This is a genomic window from Streptomyces sp. CA-294286 (genome assembly GCF_050947155.1).
GTDB lineage: Bacteria > Actinomycetota > Actinomycetes > Streptomycetales > Streptomycetaceae > Streptomyces.
The window spans coordinates 6,197,137-6,210,686 of sequence record NZ_CP192005.1; the positions used below are offsets into that span (position 1 = coordinate 6,197,137).

18 protein-coding genes are annotated in these 13,550 nt (G+C 68.7%); 3 read left to right on the forward strand and 15 right to left on the reverse strand.

The genetic code is table 11. The annotated features are described in order from the left end of the window. Window positions 1-80: 80 nt before the first annotated feature. The 15 genes from ACQPZG_RS32075 to ACQPZG_RS32145 form a co-directional block, all read right to left on the reverse strand. Window positions 81-1,328, reverse strand: a complete 1,248-nt coding sequence (locus tag ACQPZG_RS32075; RefSeq protein ID WP_433549184.1) for a methyltransferase domain-containing protein — start codon at window positions 1,326-1,328, stop codon at window positions 81-83. Between the two features lie 169 nt (window positions 1,329-1,497). Then, window positions 1,498-2,061 carry an NUDIX domain-containing protein gene (locus ACQPZG_RS32080; RefSeq protein WP_433549185.1) on the reverse strand — a complete coding sequence of 188 codons (564 nt, stop codon included), beginning with the start codon at window positions 2,059-2,061 and terminating at the stop codon, window positions 1,498-1,500. A gap of 233 nt (window positions 2,062-2,294) precedes the next feature. After that, on the reverse strand, window positions 2,295-2,915 hold the full coding sequence (locus ACQPZG_RS32085) for a hypothetical protein (RefSeq protein WP_433549186.1): 621 nt from the start codon (window positions 2,913-2,915) through the stop codon (window positions 2,295-2,297). 51 nt (window positions 2,916-2,966) lie between these two features. Then, a complete protein-coding gene (locus ACQPZG_RS32090) occupies window positions 2,967-3,428 on the reverse strand; it encodes a DUF6082 family protein (protein WP_433549187.1) in 462 nt (153 codons plus the stop codon). Further along, window positions 3,425-4,312, reverse strand: coding sequence for a phosphotransferase family protein (locus ACQPZG_RS32095; RefSeq protein WP_433549630.1), 888 nt, complete (start codon window positions 4,310-4,312; stop codon window positions 3,425-3,427). Before ACQPZG_RS32095 ends, ACQPZG_RS32090 begins: the two co-directional genes overlap by 4 nt. Before the next feature lie 5 nt (window positions 4,313-4,317). Next, window positions 4,318-4,866, reverse strand: a complete 549-nt coding sequence (locus ACQPZG_RS32100; RefSeq protein WP_433549188.1) for a hypothetical protein — start codon at window positions 4,864-4,866, stop codon at window positions 4,318-4,320. Next, window positions 4,860-5,351, reverse strand: coding sequence for a GntR family transcriptional regulator (locus ACQPZG_RS32105; protein ID WP_433549189.1), 492 nt, complete (start codon window positions 5,349-5,351; stop codon window positions 4,860-4,862). Before ACQPZG_RS32105 ends, ACQPZG_RS32100 begins: the two co-directional genes overlap by 7 nt. Window positions 5,352-5,461: 110 nt before the next feature. Further along, window positions 5,462-5,974: a hypothetical protein gene (locus tag ACQPZG_RS32110; RefSeq protein WP_433549190.1), complete on the reverse strand. Its 513-nt coding sequence runs from the start codon at window positions 5,972-5,974 to the stop codon at window positions 5,462-5,464. After that, on the reverse strand, window positions 5,974-6,510 hold the full coding sequence (locus tag ACQPZG_RS32115) for a GntR family transcriptional regulator (protein ID WP_433549191.1): 537 nt from the start codon (window positions 6,508-6,510) through the stop codon (window positions 5,974-5,976). Before ACQPZG_RS32115 ends, ACQPZG_RS32110 begins: the two co-directional genes overlap by 1 nt. Then, complete coding sequence (locus tag ACQPZG_RS32120) at window positions 6,507-7,352, reverse strand: SAM-dependent methyltransferase (protein ID WP_433549192.1); 846 nt, start codon at window positions 7,350-7,352, stop codon at window positions 6,507-6,509. The genes ACQPZG_RS32115 and ACQPZG_RS32120 overlap by 4 nt, the downstream gene beginning before the upstream one ends. Further along, window positions 7,349-7,552: a DUF5999 family protein gene (locus ACQPZG_RS32125; RefSeq protein WP_433549193.1), complete on the reverse strand. Its 204-nt coding sequence runs from the start codon at window positions 7,550-7,552 to the stop codon at window positions 7,349-7,351. Before ACQPZG_RS32125 ends, ACQPZG_RS32120 begins: the two co-directional genes overlap by 4 nt. 41 nt (window positions 7,553-7,593) lie before the next feature. Continuing rightward, window positions 7,594-8,025, reverse strand: a complete 432-nt coding sequence (locus ACQPZG_RS32130) for a hypothetical protein (RefSeq protein ID WP_433549194.1) — start codon at window positions 8,023-8,025, stop codon at window positions 7,594-7,596. After that, the gene (locus tag ACQPZG_RS32135; protein WP_433549195.1) at window positions 8,022-8,606 is read right to left on the reverse strand and encodes a GntR family transcriptional regulator; all 585 of its coding nucleotides are present in this window, start codon (window positions 8,604-8,606) and stop codon (window positions 8,022-8,024) included. The genes ACQPZG_RS32130 and ACQPZG_RS32135 overlap by 4 nt, the downstream gene beginning before the upstream one ends. Further along, window positions 8,603-8,770 carry a hypothetical protein gene (locus tag ACQPZG_RS32140; RefSeq protein WP_433549196.1) on the reverse strand — a complete coding sequence of 56 codons (168 nt, stop codon included), beginning with the start codon at window positions 8,768-8,770 and terminating at the stop codon, window positions 8,603-8,605. The genes ACQPZG_RS32135 and ACQPZG_RS32140 overlap by 4 nt, the downstream gene beginning before the upstream one ends. Beyond that, a complete protein-coding gene (locus ACQPZG_RS32145) occupies window positions 8,767-9,369 on the reverse strand; it encodes a hypothetical protein (RefSeq protein WP_433549197.1) in 603 nt (200 codons plus the stop codon). Before ACQPZG_RS32145 ends, ACQPZG_RS32140 begins: the two co-directional genes overlap by 4 nt. A gap of 312 nt (window positions 9,370-9,681) precedes the next feature. Between ACQPZG_RS32145 and ACQPZG_RS32150 the strand changes: the two genes are divergently transcribed. From ACQPZG_RS32150 to ACQPZG_RS32160, 3 genes are all read left to right on the forward strand, one after another. Further along, the gene (locus ACQPZG_RS32150) at window positions 9,682-11,022 is read left to right on the forward strand and encodes a hypothetical protein (protein WP_433549198.1); all 1,341 of its coding nucleotides are present in this window, start codon (window positions 9,682-9,684) and stop codon (window positions 11,020-11,022) included. A 33-nt stretch (window positions 11,023-11,055) separates the two neighbouring features. Continuing rightward, a complete protein-coding gene (locus ACQPZG_RS32155) occupies window positions 11,056-11,607 on the forward strand; it encodes a GNAT family N-acetyltransferase (protein WP_433549199.1) in 552 nt (183 codons plus the stop codon). 603 nt (window positions 11,608-12,210) lie between these two features. Beyond that, window positions 12,211-13,527, forward strand: a complete 1,317-nt coding sequence (locus ACQPZG_RS32160; RefSeq protein WP_433549200.1) for a hypothetical protein — start codon at window positions 12,211-12,213, stop codon at window positions 13,525-13,527. Window positions 13,528-13,550 lie beyond the last annotated feature (23 nt).

The following is a 13,550-nucleotide window of genomic DNA, read 5'->3' on the forward strand; positions in this document are numbered from 1 at the left end:
AAGTCCTTCCTTCTCACTGGTCGCTCTGGACAGTCCGGTCGCTCCCGGCCGTCGCCGGACGTGGCCGACTGGGGGAAGCGTCAGGCGGCGACAGCCGACAGATAGATCTCGGTGCTTGTCGGGCGCATTCGAATGTCTTTGAACCCAGCACTTTCGAACTCCGCGCCAATCAGATTGGCCGTTTCCATTCCGCGGTAGAGGTCGACGAACTCAGTACCGGGGATGATCAATCCTGGCACGACGCAGCCCCGCTGAGTATATAAGAATCCGTTGGCTACGGAGACGACAATCACCGCACCGGGCTTCAATACTCTGTGAGCTTCTGAGGCTGCCGCGGACGTGTCGAAGAACGAGGAGTTGTAAGTCCTCAACGAGACGTAAAGATCGTAGCTCATTTCCGGTAGTGCGGACAGGTCTTCGGCGCTGGAGACAACCGTTCTGGACGCGGGAATATGTCGGCTTATGTTCGCAAGGCCGCTTTCTGCGATGTCAACAAACGTGGTTTGCGGGCAATCAGAAAACAGGGCGACCGCTTCGTGGCCGGCCCCGACACCGACGTTGAGGATGTTGACGCTAGGCAGCGAATGTGTGGACGACTGCCTGTAAACCGACATGAAGTCGTCCATCCACCTCGCGTTGGCGGCACGAGCGTCGTACGCGTGGTCATAGGCGCCGTACTTCGCATCGAACGCTTCGGACAGTGCGGTGCCTACGGCGCGATCAGCTTCAGCAGACTCGATCCCGTACCTCTGGCGAATCAGGGAAGCGAGGGCAGACCTTCCCCTGTTCGCGTTGACGTCACTCCTGGTGAGGGCGAACCCCCTCGACGTCAGCCGGGAGGAGACGGCTTCACTGATGCGGTGTGTGGAGTAGTGGGGATTGCAGTCGATTCTTTGCTCGCTCGCTGCGTAAAGGTCGTGGTTCTGCTTGAGGATCTGACGCTGCAGATCGTCGGAGAAGCGGTGGACGTGGCCTCGTTCAGTGACGGGGTCGTCGTCGAGGTACGTCGTCAGCGCAGGGTCTGGCAGACCAACGTAGACCCTGTCAATGCGCACCGCCTTCAAGAGCTCGCCGAGCTCGAACGAGCCGTCTGCTGCCAGGGTGTTGATTGTCAGATAAGCGCGATGAGCGCTGGGCGTTCCGAGTTCCTGAATCTTGCTCCGCAGAGTGCGGTACCACGATCCGCCGACTGCTTCGCCCTCGAAGGCGGAGCAGATCAACTCATTGTGTTCGGAAACGAGGGCGACGCCGACTCGCTGACCTTGGTTTGGAGCCCTTTCCGCGACGCTGATGGCGTAGTTCATCCAGTAGGTACTGTTCGGGCTCATGCGGGCCTCTGTTCCTCGGAGCAACGGCTCGTCGTGTTGGCTGGCAGCACTAAGCGGGTGATCACCATCACTGGCACCCTTCGCGGTGACACGGAACGTGAACTTCGGATGAGGTCTCCGTGGCAGTGGCTGGAGGAGAAGGACGGCGCCGCCCTGACCTGAGGCGTGTCTAGCTCGCGTTCACGGGCATGCCTTCGGTGCGCAGACCGCGGCGGGACGGGTGGGCGAGTGCGGCCAGGGCCTGAGTGATCCGTCGGGCCTGGGAGGGCTCGCAGTAGGTGTCCAGCTGGTCCGGCGAGCAGAACACCCAGCTCGTGAACTCAGGCTGCTGGCCGGGGAGGCCGGCGGGCAGGGTGATGGCGGCGTCGTCGGTGACCACCCCCGCGTCGAAGACCAGGTGGTATCCCTCGACGGATCCGGTCTTCGGGTTGGCGGGACTGTAGTCGACGAGCAGCAGGTCGCCGATGGTGAGCTGGGTGAGGCCGGTCTCCTCGACCGCCGCGCGGTACGCGGCGTGCTGCGCTTCCTCGTCCGGTCGGGCGCCGCCGCCTACGAGAACGTGCCCCTCCTCGTAGGAAGGGTTGACGAGGAGCACCTCGCCACCGGTGTTCCGAATCAGGGCCAGGCAGCCGATGTGGCGTCGTCCGGGGTGGCTGTAGTCCGCGTCCGACGGTCGGGGGCCGGTGCCGACGAGGACGTGTCCCTCTTCGTTGGAAGGGTTGACGCGGAACACTTCGCCACCCGTGTTTTGGAACAGGGCCAGGCCGTCCGTGCGGCGTTGTCCGGGGCGACTGTAGTTGCTGTCCGAGTGGGTGATGGAGTGCTCCTTGAGACAGGGAGGGACTGAGAGCGGGAGTTGACGGCGGGGATGCCCCGGGAAGCGCCAGCTGCTGAGCTGACGACGGTGCGGCCCAGGTCCGCGTTGGCGCTAGCGGCCGAAATGCGGTCGGAACGTTGCCAGCTACCTCATCCGGCGGGTTCCTCGCGTACGCCGTACTGCAGCACCTTCACCAGGCGTCGTGCGGTGGCCACGTCGAGGGGGCCCAGGACGACGAGGGCCTCGCCGCATCCGCGGGCGCAGTAGGGCTCGAAGTCCAATTCCATGCGCCGGCCACCGGTCGCCGCTCGGAAGGCAGCCTGGAGACGGTCGAGGAGCGGCTCGGCCTCGTGCCATTCCGCGATGTCTTCGGCTGCCATGCCGCTGCTCCAGGGCGGGGCGCCCAAGAGGGTGGCGAGGCGGTCCCCGGTGGGAACGGGGACGGAGCCGAGGTGGATCTGTCCGCCGAGGACCGTTGGGGTGGGGAACCGCCGGAGCCGGTGTGCCTCGGCGGCGAGGCGCAGGGCCTTGGCAGCCTTGTACGCGGGGCGCTGGGCTCGGTGCAGGAGACGCGTCAGTTCTGCGGCGTCCTGGAGGCTGATCCTGTCCAGGCGCAGCGGTTCGGCTGGATCTGAGCTGGTGGGCATGGGGTCGGGGCCGAGGGATGCCAGGCCGGCGGCGGCCAGCTCGCGGCGGAGCGCGAGGACGACGTCGGAGCGGTCCTGCCGGGTGATCTGAGGGGTCGGCGGAGTGAGAGTGGGAGCGGTCATCGGTGCTGGGTTCCTTCCGTGAGGTGGGCCGGGGCGGGAAATGAGGCGGCCTCAAAGGTCGTGTGCGGCGTCGTCCCCGGATTCGATGCCGTAGACCTCGTCGAGGGTTTCGTACACGCGTAGTTCGGTGGCGCTGTGCGGGAGGTCGGTGTTCCAGGTGCGCGCCCAGCGCCAGAAGTCGGCGCCGGTTGCCGTGGCGAACAGGAGGGTTGCGGCGGCCCGGATCTCCTGCAGTGACAGAACGTTCGCGCGGTAGCCCGCAGCCCACAGCGACACCCACGCCTGGTGATGCAGCAGCTCGGGTGTGCTCGTGGCGGGCTCCGTTCCCTGCAGCGGCGCCCACGCGCTGTGCAGCTCAGGGTGCTCGGACATCCCAGCGAGGAGACGCTGGCGTTGCGCCTCGAAAGCGAGAACGTTGCGGGCGCGCTGCTGGGCTGCGAGGAGGAGGGCGCCGCCCAGGACCGAGGTACCGAGCACGACGGCGAACAGTCGACTTCCGCCGCGCCTGGTCATGCTGCGCTCCGAGTGGCTGTGTTCCACGGCTGGTACTGGTCCGCGTGCAGGTGGTCGAGCATGGTGTGGGCTTCGGTGAGGGTCGACTCGTCGCCGTGGATGCGGCCCCAGCGCAGGGCGCGCAGCGCGTCCAGAGCCGCTGAGAGGCGCATCGCTTTGTGCTCGGCCGGGGTGAAAGCGCGGCCGAAGCCCTGACGGAAGGCTGCGTCGAGGTCGGGGTGGCCGCGCAGGACGCGGTACCCGAGGCGGGCGAGGTCGGTGCGGTCGGCGGGCGAGCTGCCGGTGTCCTCGAAGTCGATGATCCGCAGACGGTGGTCGTCCCAGAGCCAGTTGCGGGGCATCCAGTCGCCGTGCGCGGTGATCAGCGACAGCCGGGGCGGGGGTCCGGAGTGGAGCAGGTCTTTCAGCATGGTCGCTGTTTCGTCCGGCAGCGCGGTCAGTTCCTCCGTCACCTGCGCAAGCTCGTCCTGCCAGGTAACGCGCCCGGCCGCTGGCGCGGGGGCCGGGTGGGCGTGCAGCGCTGCCAGCAAGGTGCCCGCCTGCCGGTAGACCTCCGTCATTGCATCGGCGTCGAGCCGCAGGCAGGAAACGGGTGTGCCGGGGATGCGGGTGAGGACGAGAGCCCGGGCGGTTTCATCGACAGCGACAAGGTCTGCCGTACGGTCGTTCCCCAGCGCCGGGGTAATGCTCTGGTAGGCAGCGGCCTCTCGCTGAAACGCGCCTGTCGTCGCGTGCTGTTTGACGATCAGTCGAACCCCGTACCCGGCGGTGCCCGCCTCCACTTCCCATACGCGGTTGCGGCGCGGGCCGGGCCAGGAGCGCTCGGCGACGATCCGGCACACACCGGCCGCACCCGTCACCAGGGCCATCACGTTGGCGGGCATGTCGATCACGAGGAACTCCCTGCGGGGATGGCCTGGGGAGCCCAGACGAATGGAGTGCCGCCGGCGGGTGGCACCGGCGGGAGCAGCACGGTGCGGCCACTGGCCATGCGGACGAGCGAGTCGTGGAGGACGCCGTGGCTCCAGCCCCGGGAGACCAGTTGCGGTCGGCTGGTGCACAGGGTGCGCTGGCGCAGGTCCTTGGTCCGGAGGGTGATGGTGGAGACGCTGAGGTCGAGGGCGTGGGAGAGGTGTGCGGTGGTGGCGCCCGTCGCCAGCAGTCGCCACAGCTCCAGGTCCTCCCAGCCGAGGTCCAGGGTGAACTCGGCCAGGTCGGGGCGGGGGAGGAGCTGGGCGAGGTAGCAGACGTGGACGGCAGCTTCCACGGTGGGCACCCCCAGGCGCCGGTTGCACTCGGAGGCGTGGTTGTACAGCGTGGCGGGGGTCCGCCGCAGTGTCGCGGCGCTACGGGCCATGCTGTGTCCGTCGGCGCGCAGCGCGAGCAGCTGCAGGTGCCGTGGTTCCAGCGGCAGAGGGGTGAGGGTGTGGTTCAGCACGGCTGCCTCAGGGGGTGGGCGACGTAGAGTCCCGGCCCGTGCGGTCCGTCCTGGTCGTGCAGGAGGCCGGCGGCGATCAGGGGGCGGCAGGCTCGGCGGACCTGGGCTCTGGTGAGGGCGAAGTCGGCGCCGAGGGTGCCGGTGGGCAGTGCGTGTCCGGGCTGGTAGTAGCCGGAGCGGATGCGGTCGCGGACACAGGCGGACAGGGCGATGTCGTCGGGGTGCGTGTCACCGGAGCCGAGGACGGTGCGATTGCGGCCGGAGAGGAGCCCGTGGGTTTCGAGGTGGCGTCTTGCCCGATAGATCGTGTGCTGGGAGTGGCCCAGTTGGGCGGCGAGCGTGCGGTCCGTGGGCAGCCGGGAGCCGGACGGACACCGTGCGCGGATGTGCTGGTGCAGGGCCCTGGCGGCCTGTGCGGTCACCGGATCCTCTATGGCGTCGAGCCAGGGCGGGCATCGGTCCGGCGTGTGCACGGTGGCAGTCACGTGCGAGAACTCCTTGGATTGGATCAGGTCAGCAAGTCGAGGGCGGGGCGGGGTGGTGAGGGCCGCCTCGCGGTGCGGGCCAGGTGCCGCCGCACGGCGAGGCGGCCGGACTAGGGAAGGCCGGCCCGCTCTGTGCGGGCGGCCTGGCGCATTGCGGTCATCTCCTCGGCGGATATGGCCAGGAGGTCGGAGGCGTGCAGATAGACGGCGTGGGCCTGGCTGCGGGCGCCTGCCTCGGAGAGGGCTCTTCTGCTGAGCGCGTCGTACCAACGCTCCCCGCGGGTGCCGTCCCGCGCGGCCATGACCCTGGTATCGCGTCCCAGGGCGAGGTCGGCGAGGAAGACGAACGTGCTCGCGCAGAGCACCGTCGGCACACCGGGCGGGGGGTCGATCAGCCCGTGGGCAACGGCGAGGAAGACGGTTTCCTCAGGTCGGCCCGTGGCGGCGCCGAGTAGGGGGCGCAGGGCACTGAGCCGTTCTCGCACCTGCCGACGGGGGAAGCCGTGGCGGGCCAGCCCGGCCAGACTCGTGCCGTTGGCCAGCAGAAGCAGCAGTCCGAGGTCCTGGTCGGTCAGCGTTCTCGAAGTCACCGGGTCCGCCGGGAGGACCGTTGCGGCGCTCATCAAGTTCCCCGTCCGCTCAGCACGGGTTCGAGCTGGTCACTCGGAAGGACTGCAGGGCCCGGGGGCTCGGGGAGGCAGTAGTCGGCGGGTTCACCGGCGATCAGTACGTGACCGGAGCGGCAAGGGTGGTTTCGGAGGTACCCCTCGTGCCTGGCCCACGTGCAGCCCAGTTCGGCGACCGGCCAGCTCACGCCCATCGTTTCGACGAGTGCGAACACGGAGATCTCCTGCCCGGGGGCGTAGACGCCGTCAGCGACACCGGACCGCAGGTGGTGGGCGACACGGGCCACCGGGGACGGGGTGGCGGGCTCGGTGAGTACGTACGGGCGTCGGCGGATTCCCCGCGCGATCAGTCCTTCGGCCGCGAGACGGCCGAGTGCCTCGTGCAGGGACTGCATGCCGACGTCCAGGCTCGCGGCGAGGGACTGCAGGAGCGGCAGGGGAGCCTCGGGCGGGTAACTGCCGGAGACGATCCGCGCGCGCAGGATCGCGGTGGCCCGTCCCACAGTGGTCTGCGGGCTGGTGGAGGAAGTCACGCCAGTACCCCCGACGGACGCGGGGCGGGCTTGACCGCGATCCCGGCGAAGGCCGCCGAGTGCTCTTCGCGGTGGCGCACCCAGCGCCCGGTCCCATGCCACTTGCCGGTGGCGACCAGCCCCTTCGACTGCACGAAGTCTCCGAACAGCTCCGCGATCTCCTCACGGGAACGGGGGCGCACCTCCATACCGTGCTGCGCGTAGGTGGCCACCACGGCGGGCATCGTGGCAGGGTGCCAGTGATCGGTGAGGTGCGAGATGGAGAGAGTGCTGCCGCTCGGCAGCCAGGCGCGGAGGATCGCCATGGCCCGCTTCACGGCCTCGTCGTCCGTGCACCAGGAGAGTACGTCGTGCAGAAGCACCGCAACGGGCTCGTTCAAGTCCACCGCCGCGCGCATGACGTCACAGGTCAGAAGCCGGTCCATGGCAAGGATGTCGGCGTGAATGACGCTCACTCCGGGGCGCGCGTCCAAGTGGGATCGCGCGTGCGCGTACACCAATGGGTCGCGGTCCACGTAGACAACCGGTTGCCGGGGCTGGAGCTTGTCAGCGATCTCGTGCACGTTGACGAAGCCCGGGAGGCCGCATCCGAGGTCGACGAACTGACGCACTCCCAGGCCGAGGGAGAATTCGACCGATCGAAGGCTGAAGTCACGGTTGATGAGGGCAGCCGTTTTGACCCACTCGGCGGTTGCGTACACCGCGAAGGCGGCCTCGCGGTCGGCTTCGTAGCATTCAGTGCCACCGAGCAGGAATTCGTACAGGCGCGCTGAAGAGGCGGTGTCGTAGAGGGCCTGGTCGAGGGCGCTGCCGCGGGGGGCGAGAAGGCTTACGGTATTCATGCGGACGCCTCCATGTGCTCGGGCAGGGGCCGGTGCGGGGCGATAATCTGCCCGTCCGGCAGCAGCAGCCCGGTGTCCTCGAAGAAGTAGAGGCCGTTGCATCCGCGCGCCCAGCCCTGTTCCCGGCAGGTGACGGTGATCGCGGTGGCTTCGCGGTCGTCGGACTCGGCGGACGGGCACGGCGGGTGGTGCTTGCACACGGCGGGGGTCCTTGGGGGAGTCGAAGGGAACGGGGGGACGATCACGCGGCGGCAAGGTGGCCTCCGGGCGAGTACTCCTGCGCGCTCGGGAGCGGATTACGGCACCCGTCGCGGCGATGCGTGAGGCGCTGCAGCTCTGTACTGATGAGCCGGATACAGCCGGTGCAGGAGTAGATGGCTGCGGTAGCGGTCGGGAGCCCGCGGGGCCCTGCGGTGATCTCCACGCTTCCTACGGCCACCAACCGGCCGGGCGCGGAAGCCTCTTGACCCCCGCACCACAGCCAGCACCGGCTGCTCGGCCCGTAGAGACGTACGTAGTCGACCGTGCGGTGCAGGCGCTCCAGGCAGCGAGCGCAGGCGTAGAGCGAGGCGGCCCAGCCGTGGTCCTTCACCACCCCGACGTACGTCACCTCCACCAGCTGCCGCGGGCACCACAGCGCGCAGACCGCCCGCACCCGTACCCCCGCGCTCACCGGACACTTCCCTGGCGCAGACGTCCCGTCGCCGTGAGGCGAGCCGGCGCGGTCAGGGCCACCCACGTACCCGAACCCTGGACGGCGACCAGCAGTTCCTGGGCCTTCAGCTGCCGCACAGCCTCCGCCACGGTGCTCGCGGACGCCTTCTCGTTTGCCATCAGCAGGGTCCGGGCGGGGATCTTCGCACCGGGCGGATACCGGCCGGTGGCGATGCGACGTCTCAAGAGCCGAGCCAGCCGGTCGGCAGGTAGGACGGGCTGAGGCGGGACCGGCCGCCTGGTGACGGCCCGCAGGAGCTTCGCGGTGGCCGCCGCGAGCCGCTCCACCGACTCCTGCTCGCCGTCTTGATCGGGCAGGGCCATCGCCGAGACCGCGGTGCGCACGCCAGCGCGCAGAAGCCTGCGGACCGCCTCAGAGGTGGCCGCATCCTGCCGCAGCGCCGTCGCCGCTGCCACCAGGACCCTCAAGTCCTGACGTAACGCTGCGGCGTCCTGCCGGCAGCGGAGCCTACTCGGCTCCCGGCGGGCGCGGACCCTGTGCAGCCGCGCCACGATCGCGCGCGCGTCGACGGCGCTCACCGGACGGCCTCCTGCCCCTCACCAGAGGCACCCGCCTCGGGCGCAGCAGGATCCGCAGCGGCGAGGGACGACTGCGGAAGCGTCAGCAGCACCGCCATCACCACCAGGAGCACGATGCCGATCACCAGCACCCACCCCGACCCTCCCGACAGCGCCTCCCTCATCGCCGGGCCTCCTGCACACTCGTTCCCCGGGAGGGGACACCGGCAGAACTCCCCGCCAACCTCTGCGCGCTGCGTGGAGGATTCCCGTGGTAGCCAACGCACTGGCCATAGAGCCGCAACCCGTCCACGAGCGCCGCACGCACCAGCATCCCGTCGGGCAGATCGAGCGGAGCCGGGGAAGCGATCGACCACGGCATGGTGTCCCACCGGACTCCCACCGTCGGAGGAAGCGCCAGCAGAGCACGGCTCCCAGAGGCGACTTCCACACCGGGCAGATCGCCCAGCCGGGCCCCCGTGCCGGCTGTCACCAGAAGCGTCACCCACTCGGCCGTGATGAGGCTGGGCACCAACATGTCGCGCCGGTCAAGGCGGAGCAACGCATCGGTACCGGCCGGGCGAGGAACGGAAAGGGCATCGAAAGCCGAACACACCGTGTGCAGAGAAAGGGCTTCGTCACGCACAATCTCCTGAGCGGCGTGGGCAACGGAGTCGACGCGCTGCCCACCCACCATGAGCGGCCAGCCCAGCACCACCCCGTACCCGCGCACCAGACTCGCGCGGTCATGGGCTGCGGGCGGCCAGACGGCAGTCGTCCTCATCGTGTCCTCCGGAGGAAGCGTTCGTGCGGAGCGGATGGGTGCGATCAGAGGCGGGGAAACCGGGGCGCGACGCCAGCGGCGCACTCTGCGTAATGAGTGCTTCGATCCTGACGAGCCGTCGGCTGCAACTCCAGCCCCATCCCGCCCCCGGAAACCGAGGGAGGTCCGAGGGGAATCACCGGACCTTCCTCGGGTATTCCTCGGAGTGCCTTCGGAGTGGGCAAGTACCGTCTGTGCGGGGCACATTGAAGTGGCAGGCGTTCTACCGTCGGAGGTACGGACGCACTGGCCACAGGGCACACGGGAGGCACGATGCGCACGCTGTTCCGGCGATTGCTCGATACCAGCGGGCGCTCGGACTACGCCGCGTTCCTGCCCGATTTCAAAACGGCGGCCCGGGAGCGGGCGGCAATCGAAGAGAACCCGTCGCTGTGCAACTTGGAACCTGCCCTGTCCACGTACGAGGGCTGGTACTACGGGCAGCGCCAACCGCAGAAGGATGCCCGCCGGGTGCTCACGCACATGCTCGGCCACAGCATCGAAGAGCTGTGGAGCCCAGTCCCCGAAGGAGTCGTACCCCCCGCCCAGGCCGGCGCGTCCGCCGACCTCCGCGCCGACAGCGGCGCGGTGCACCACGAGATGAGAAGGACGGCAGCCATGGCCGCACGACGAGCAGCAGACTTCGCCCTGGGGGCAGAACGCGGACAGATCGGGCCCGAGACCCTCGGGCTCCTGACCGACACGGTCTCCGACATCGTCGAGCAGTACCCCAAAGTGCCCCTCGCGGAGATCTGGGACAACATCGCCGAAGCCCAGGACGACACATTCCGCCTCATCGAAGGCGGCCGGGCACGCCCCTCCCAGACTCGCGACCTCCACTTCCTCGCCACGATCCTGTCCGTCCACATGGCCAAAGCCAGCCACGACATGGGCGACGAGAAGTCGGCCATGGTCCAGGCCCGCGCCGCCGGCGTCTGCGCCCAGCAGGCCGAACACGGCGGGCTGATCGCTCTCACCTACGGCCTCAAGTCGCTCATCACCTACTGGTCGGGCAAGGGAACCCAGGCTCTGCACTACGCACGGCAGGGAGCCACCGAACAGCCGGGCCTCCAGGGCACCGTCGGCGTCTGGCTGGCCAGCCTCGAAGCACGGGCCGCAGCTCTCCTCGGCGACGAGGCAGCCGCCACTACCGCCCTGCACCGGGCACACACCCTGCGGGAGCGGGTTACGCCCGATGACCTCGACTCCTACGGCGGACTGCTGACCTTCCCCGAACCCAAACACCTGTACTACGCCACCGAAGCCCAGGTCCTGCTCGGCCGCGGTGACAACGAAACGGTCACCCTCGCCGAACGGGCCGTCGAGGCATTCGACGACCCCCACGCTCCGCACTGGGCCTTCGGCGACCAGGCCGGCGCCCGCTGCAACCTCGCGCTCACCCGTTTGCGAGGCAACGAGGTTGACGGCGCCGCGGAAGCAATCCGACCCGTCCTGGACCTCCAGACCGGACTGCGCAACCGCGGCATTGTCGTCTCCACCGAACGTGTCGGGCAAGCCCTGCTCCGCAGCCACGCACGCGAGGTGACGTTGGCACGCGACTTGTGCGAGGAGATCGAGGCATACGGCCCCGCACGCCCGGCTCTCCCGCGCTGAACCACCCCGGCGGCCCGGGTAAAGTCCGCTGACATGTACCCGGTCAGTCGCCGCAGCCACCGCCTGGAGCTCCGCGAGCTCACCCTCGACGACGTGGAGGCGATCCACGCGATTTACGGGAGCGAAGTGGCCACCGAGCACCTGTCGTTCACGCCCCGCGCCCACGAGCAGGTCCACAACATCGTGACCCGTTCCATTGCCTCCGCCGCTGCGGACCCGCGCACTGAGTACGCCCTCGCGCTGGTCGAACGTGACAGGGGGGAGGTGCTCGGGTATGGCCGACTGGCCATGGACCCTCACCAGCAGAGGGCCGCCACCATGGGCTTCGCCCTGCACCCCGGCGCCTGGGGCAACGGCTACGGCTTGGAATGCGTCCAGCTCCTCCTCGGCCTCGCCTTCGAGGAGCTGGATCTCCACCGAGTCTGGGGCGCACGCTCCCCGCACAACCCTGCCTCGGCCCAGACCATGCACAAGGCAGGCATGGTCGAAGAAGGCCGCATCCGCGAGCACATCTGCAAGGGCGGCCAGTGGAGGGACTCCATCGTCCACTCCATGCTGGAGACGGAGTGGTACCGCGGGGGATAAAGAGGAGAGGCCCCAATGCGCGCCCATTCGCCTGCATTTCCACCCGCGGGAGATCTCTGCCAGCGCGACCACACGGGGGCGGACGGGCGGCTGCTGGCACACTGCGGCCTCCCGCTTCGAACTGAGTAGGCGGACACATGCGCCTGCGTCATGAAGGCCGCTCCTCCGCTGAGCACGGTGAACTCGACCTGGCGATCGTGCTGCCCACTCCGCGAGGTTTGCCGGCTCGGCGCTTCTTCGGGGGTGCGCTGTGCCGAAGCGCAGACCTGGGGCCGAGGACGTTGAGGGTTGGGTGGGTTCTGCGGCGCTGTTGCCGGACATATCGGCCCTCCCCTGGTTGCGGTGTGAGGGGAAGACTTCGTCGCGATGGACCGGAGCTTCAACACCGGTACCGCACCGGTCAGAGCAAACCAGTGATCTCGGTACCGGTTTCGGGCGCAAGCAGTGATTTTCTCGCGGCTTTCGAGCGTTAGAGCGCTCCCAGTTCCCTACGCTCAACTGGTCCGCTAACAGCGACTGTCCACAGGGAGTGCAATGTCCACCAGGCACGGTTCACGATGCGCCGCCAGTTGGCGGGCGCGTGCCCAGGGCACGGGATGGAGCGTGAACCGGCTCGTCGACGAGATCACCACGTGCTGCGGCGTCAGCCGGCTCCGTGGGTATCGTCTAGCCCAGGGTTGGACGCTGGTCCGCGCCGTAGAGGAACTTCGGTCGATGTGCGCGGTGCATGGGCTGGCAGGGCCCAAACTGGACCAGGACCAGTTGCGGGTCTGGGAGACGAAAACCGACCACCGCCCCAAGCCCGCCACCATCGACCTCCTGTGCAGGCTCTACCAGGCCAACGCCCGAGAACTCGACCTGGAGACCGCAGGCGACTACCGAGCCGACAAGGCCCGCCCGCGAGGTGCCGCCTTGGATCTGCTAGTACCGGCAACGGAAGCGAGCCCAGTCACCGCGCCGAGCTGGGTGGACGAAGTGCGCCGCAGCATCGACCGGACTCTCGCCGCCGGCAGCGTCAGCGTCGCGCAACTCGACCTGCTCGACGAGCGCCTGCTGCTCCACCGACAGCAGTACATAAGCAGCCCACCGCAGCAGATTCTCCCCGAACTCATTGAAGACCTGCGCGAGGTGCAGATCCTCGCGACGGTGCGCCAGCCGGCCGCCGTTCAAGTGCGCTTATCTGAGATGACAGCGGTTCTGGCAACTCTCGTAGCCGACGCCCTGATGAAACTCGGCAGTCTCCGCCAAGCCAGCGGCTGGTATGCCACCGCCCAGGCCGCCGCCGACGACAGCGGCCCAGCTGACCTCCGCGCCCGCGTGCGCGTCCAGGCCGCGATGCTCCCGTACTACTACGGTCCGCTAGACCGTGCAGTGCAACTCGCCCACGACGCACGCCTTCTCTTGACTCGCCGCCGCCCCACCATCACCCTGGCTTTCGCCGCCGCAGCCGAAGCCCGCGCCCGAGCCCGTAGCGGTGACGCCGCAGGCGCAGAACAGACAATGCGCCGTGCCCAAGAAGCGTTCGGGGCCGCGAACCAGCCAAGCGTGCAGGACGCTTGGGCCTTTCCCGAACGCAGGCTTCTGCTCTATCTCAGTGGTGCTCTCACCTATCTGGGCCAGACCCACCGGGCCCGCCAGATGCAAAGCCGTGCGCACGAGTTGTACGCCCCGACACACGGGAGCGTCGACCCCGCACTCCTGCGGATCGAAGGCGCGATTTGCCTGGCTCGTGAGCGGAACCTCAGCGAAGCCTGCGCACTCGCCGGCCATGCCTTCCTGGAGGTCCCCGAAGGCCACCGCACCCGCATCCTCGAAGCACGGGCCCGCGACGTCATCGAAGCCGTCCCCCGCCAGATGCGCAACTCCCGATCGACACGCGAACTCGGCGAAATTCTCGCCCTGCCCTCCGGAGCGATGTGACAGCACTCGCTGCCATCGGTCAG

Excerpts from the sequence above, each read along its gene's own strand:
- ACQPZG_RS32155 (WP_433549199.1), top strand. The coding sequence starts at position 11,056 with ATGTACCCGGTCAGTCGCCGCAGCCACCGCCTGGAGCTCCGCGAGCTC.
- ACQPZG_RS32140 (WP_433549196.1), bottom strand. The coding sequence starts at position 8,770 with ATGAGGGAGGCGCTGTCGGGAGGGTCGGGGTGGGTGCTGGTGATCGGC.
- ACQPZG_RS32075 (WP_433549184.1), bottom strand. The coding sequence starts at position 1,328 with ATGAGCCCGAACAGTACCTACTGGATGAACTACGCCATCAGCGTCGCG.
- ACQPZG_RS32120 (WP_433549192.1), bottom strand. The coding sequence starts at position 7,352 with ATGAATACCGTAAGCCTTCTCGCCCCCCGCGGCAGCGCCCTCGACCAG.
- ACQPZG_RS32150 (WP_433549198.1), top strand. The coding sequence starts at position 9,682 with ATGCGCACGCTGTTCCGGCGATTGCTCGATACCAGCGGGCGCTCGGAC.
- ACQPZG_RS32090 (WP_433549187.1), bottom strand. The coding sequence starts at position 3,428 with ATGACCAGGCGCGGCGGAAGTCGACTGTTCGCCGTCGTGCTCGGTACC.
- ACQPZG_RS32085 (WP_433549186.1), bottom strand. The coding sequence starts at position 2,915 with ATGACCGCTCCCACTCTCACTCCGCCGACCCCTCAGATCACCCGGCAG.
- ACQPZG_RS32145 (WP_433549197.1), bottom strand. The coding sequence starts at position 9,369 with ATGAGGACGACTGCCGTCTGGCCGCCCGCAGCCCATGACCGCGCGAGT.
- ACQPZG_RS32110 (WP_433549190.1), bottom strand. The coding sequence starts at position 5,974 with ATGAGCGCCGCAACGGTCCTCCCGGCGGACCCGGTGACTTCGAGAACG.
- ACQPZG_RS32095 (WP_433549630.1), bottom strand. The coding sequence starts at position 4,312 with ATGCCCGCCAACGTGATGGCCCTGGTGACGGGTGCGGCCGGTGTGTGC.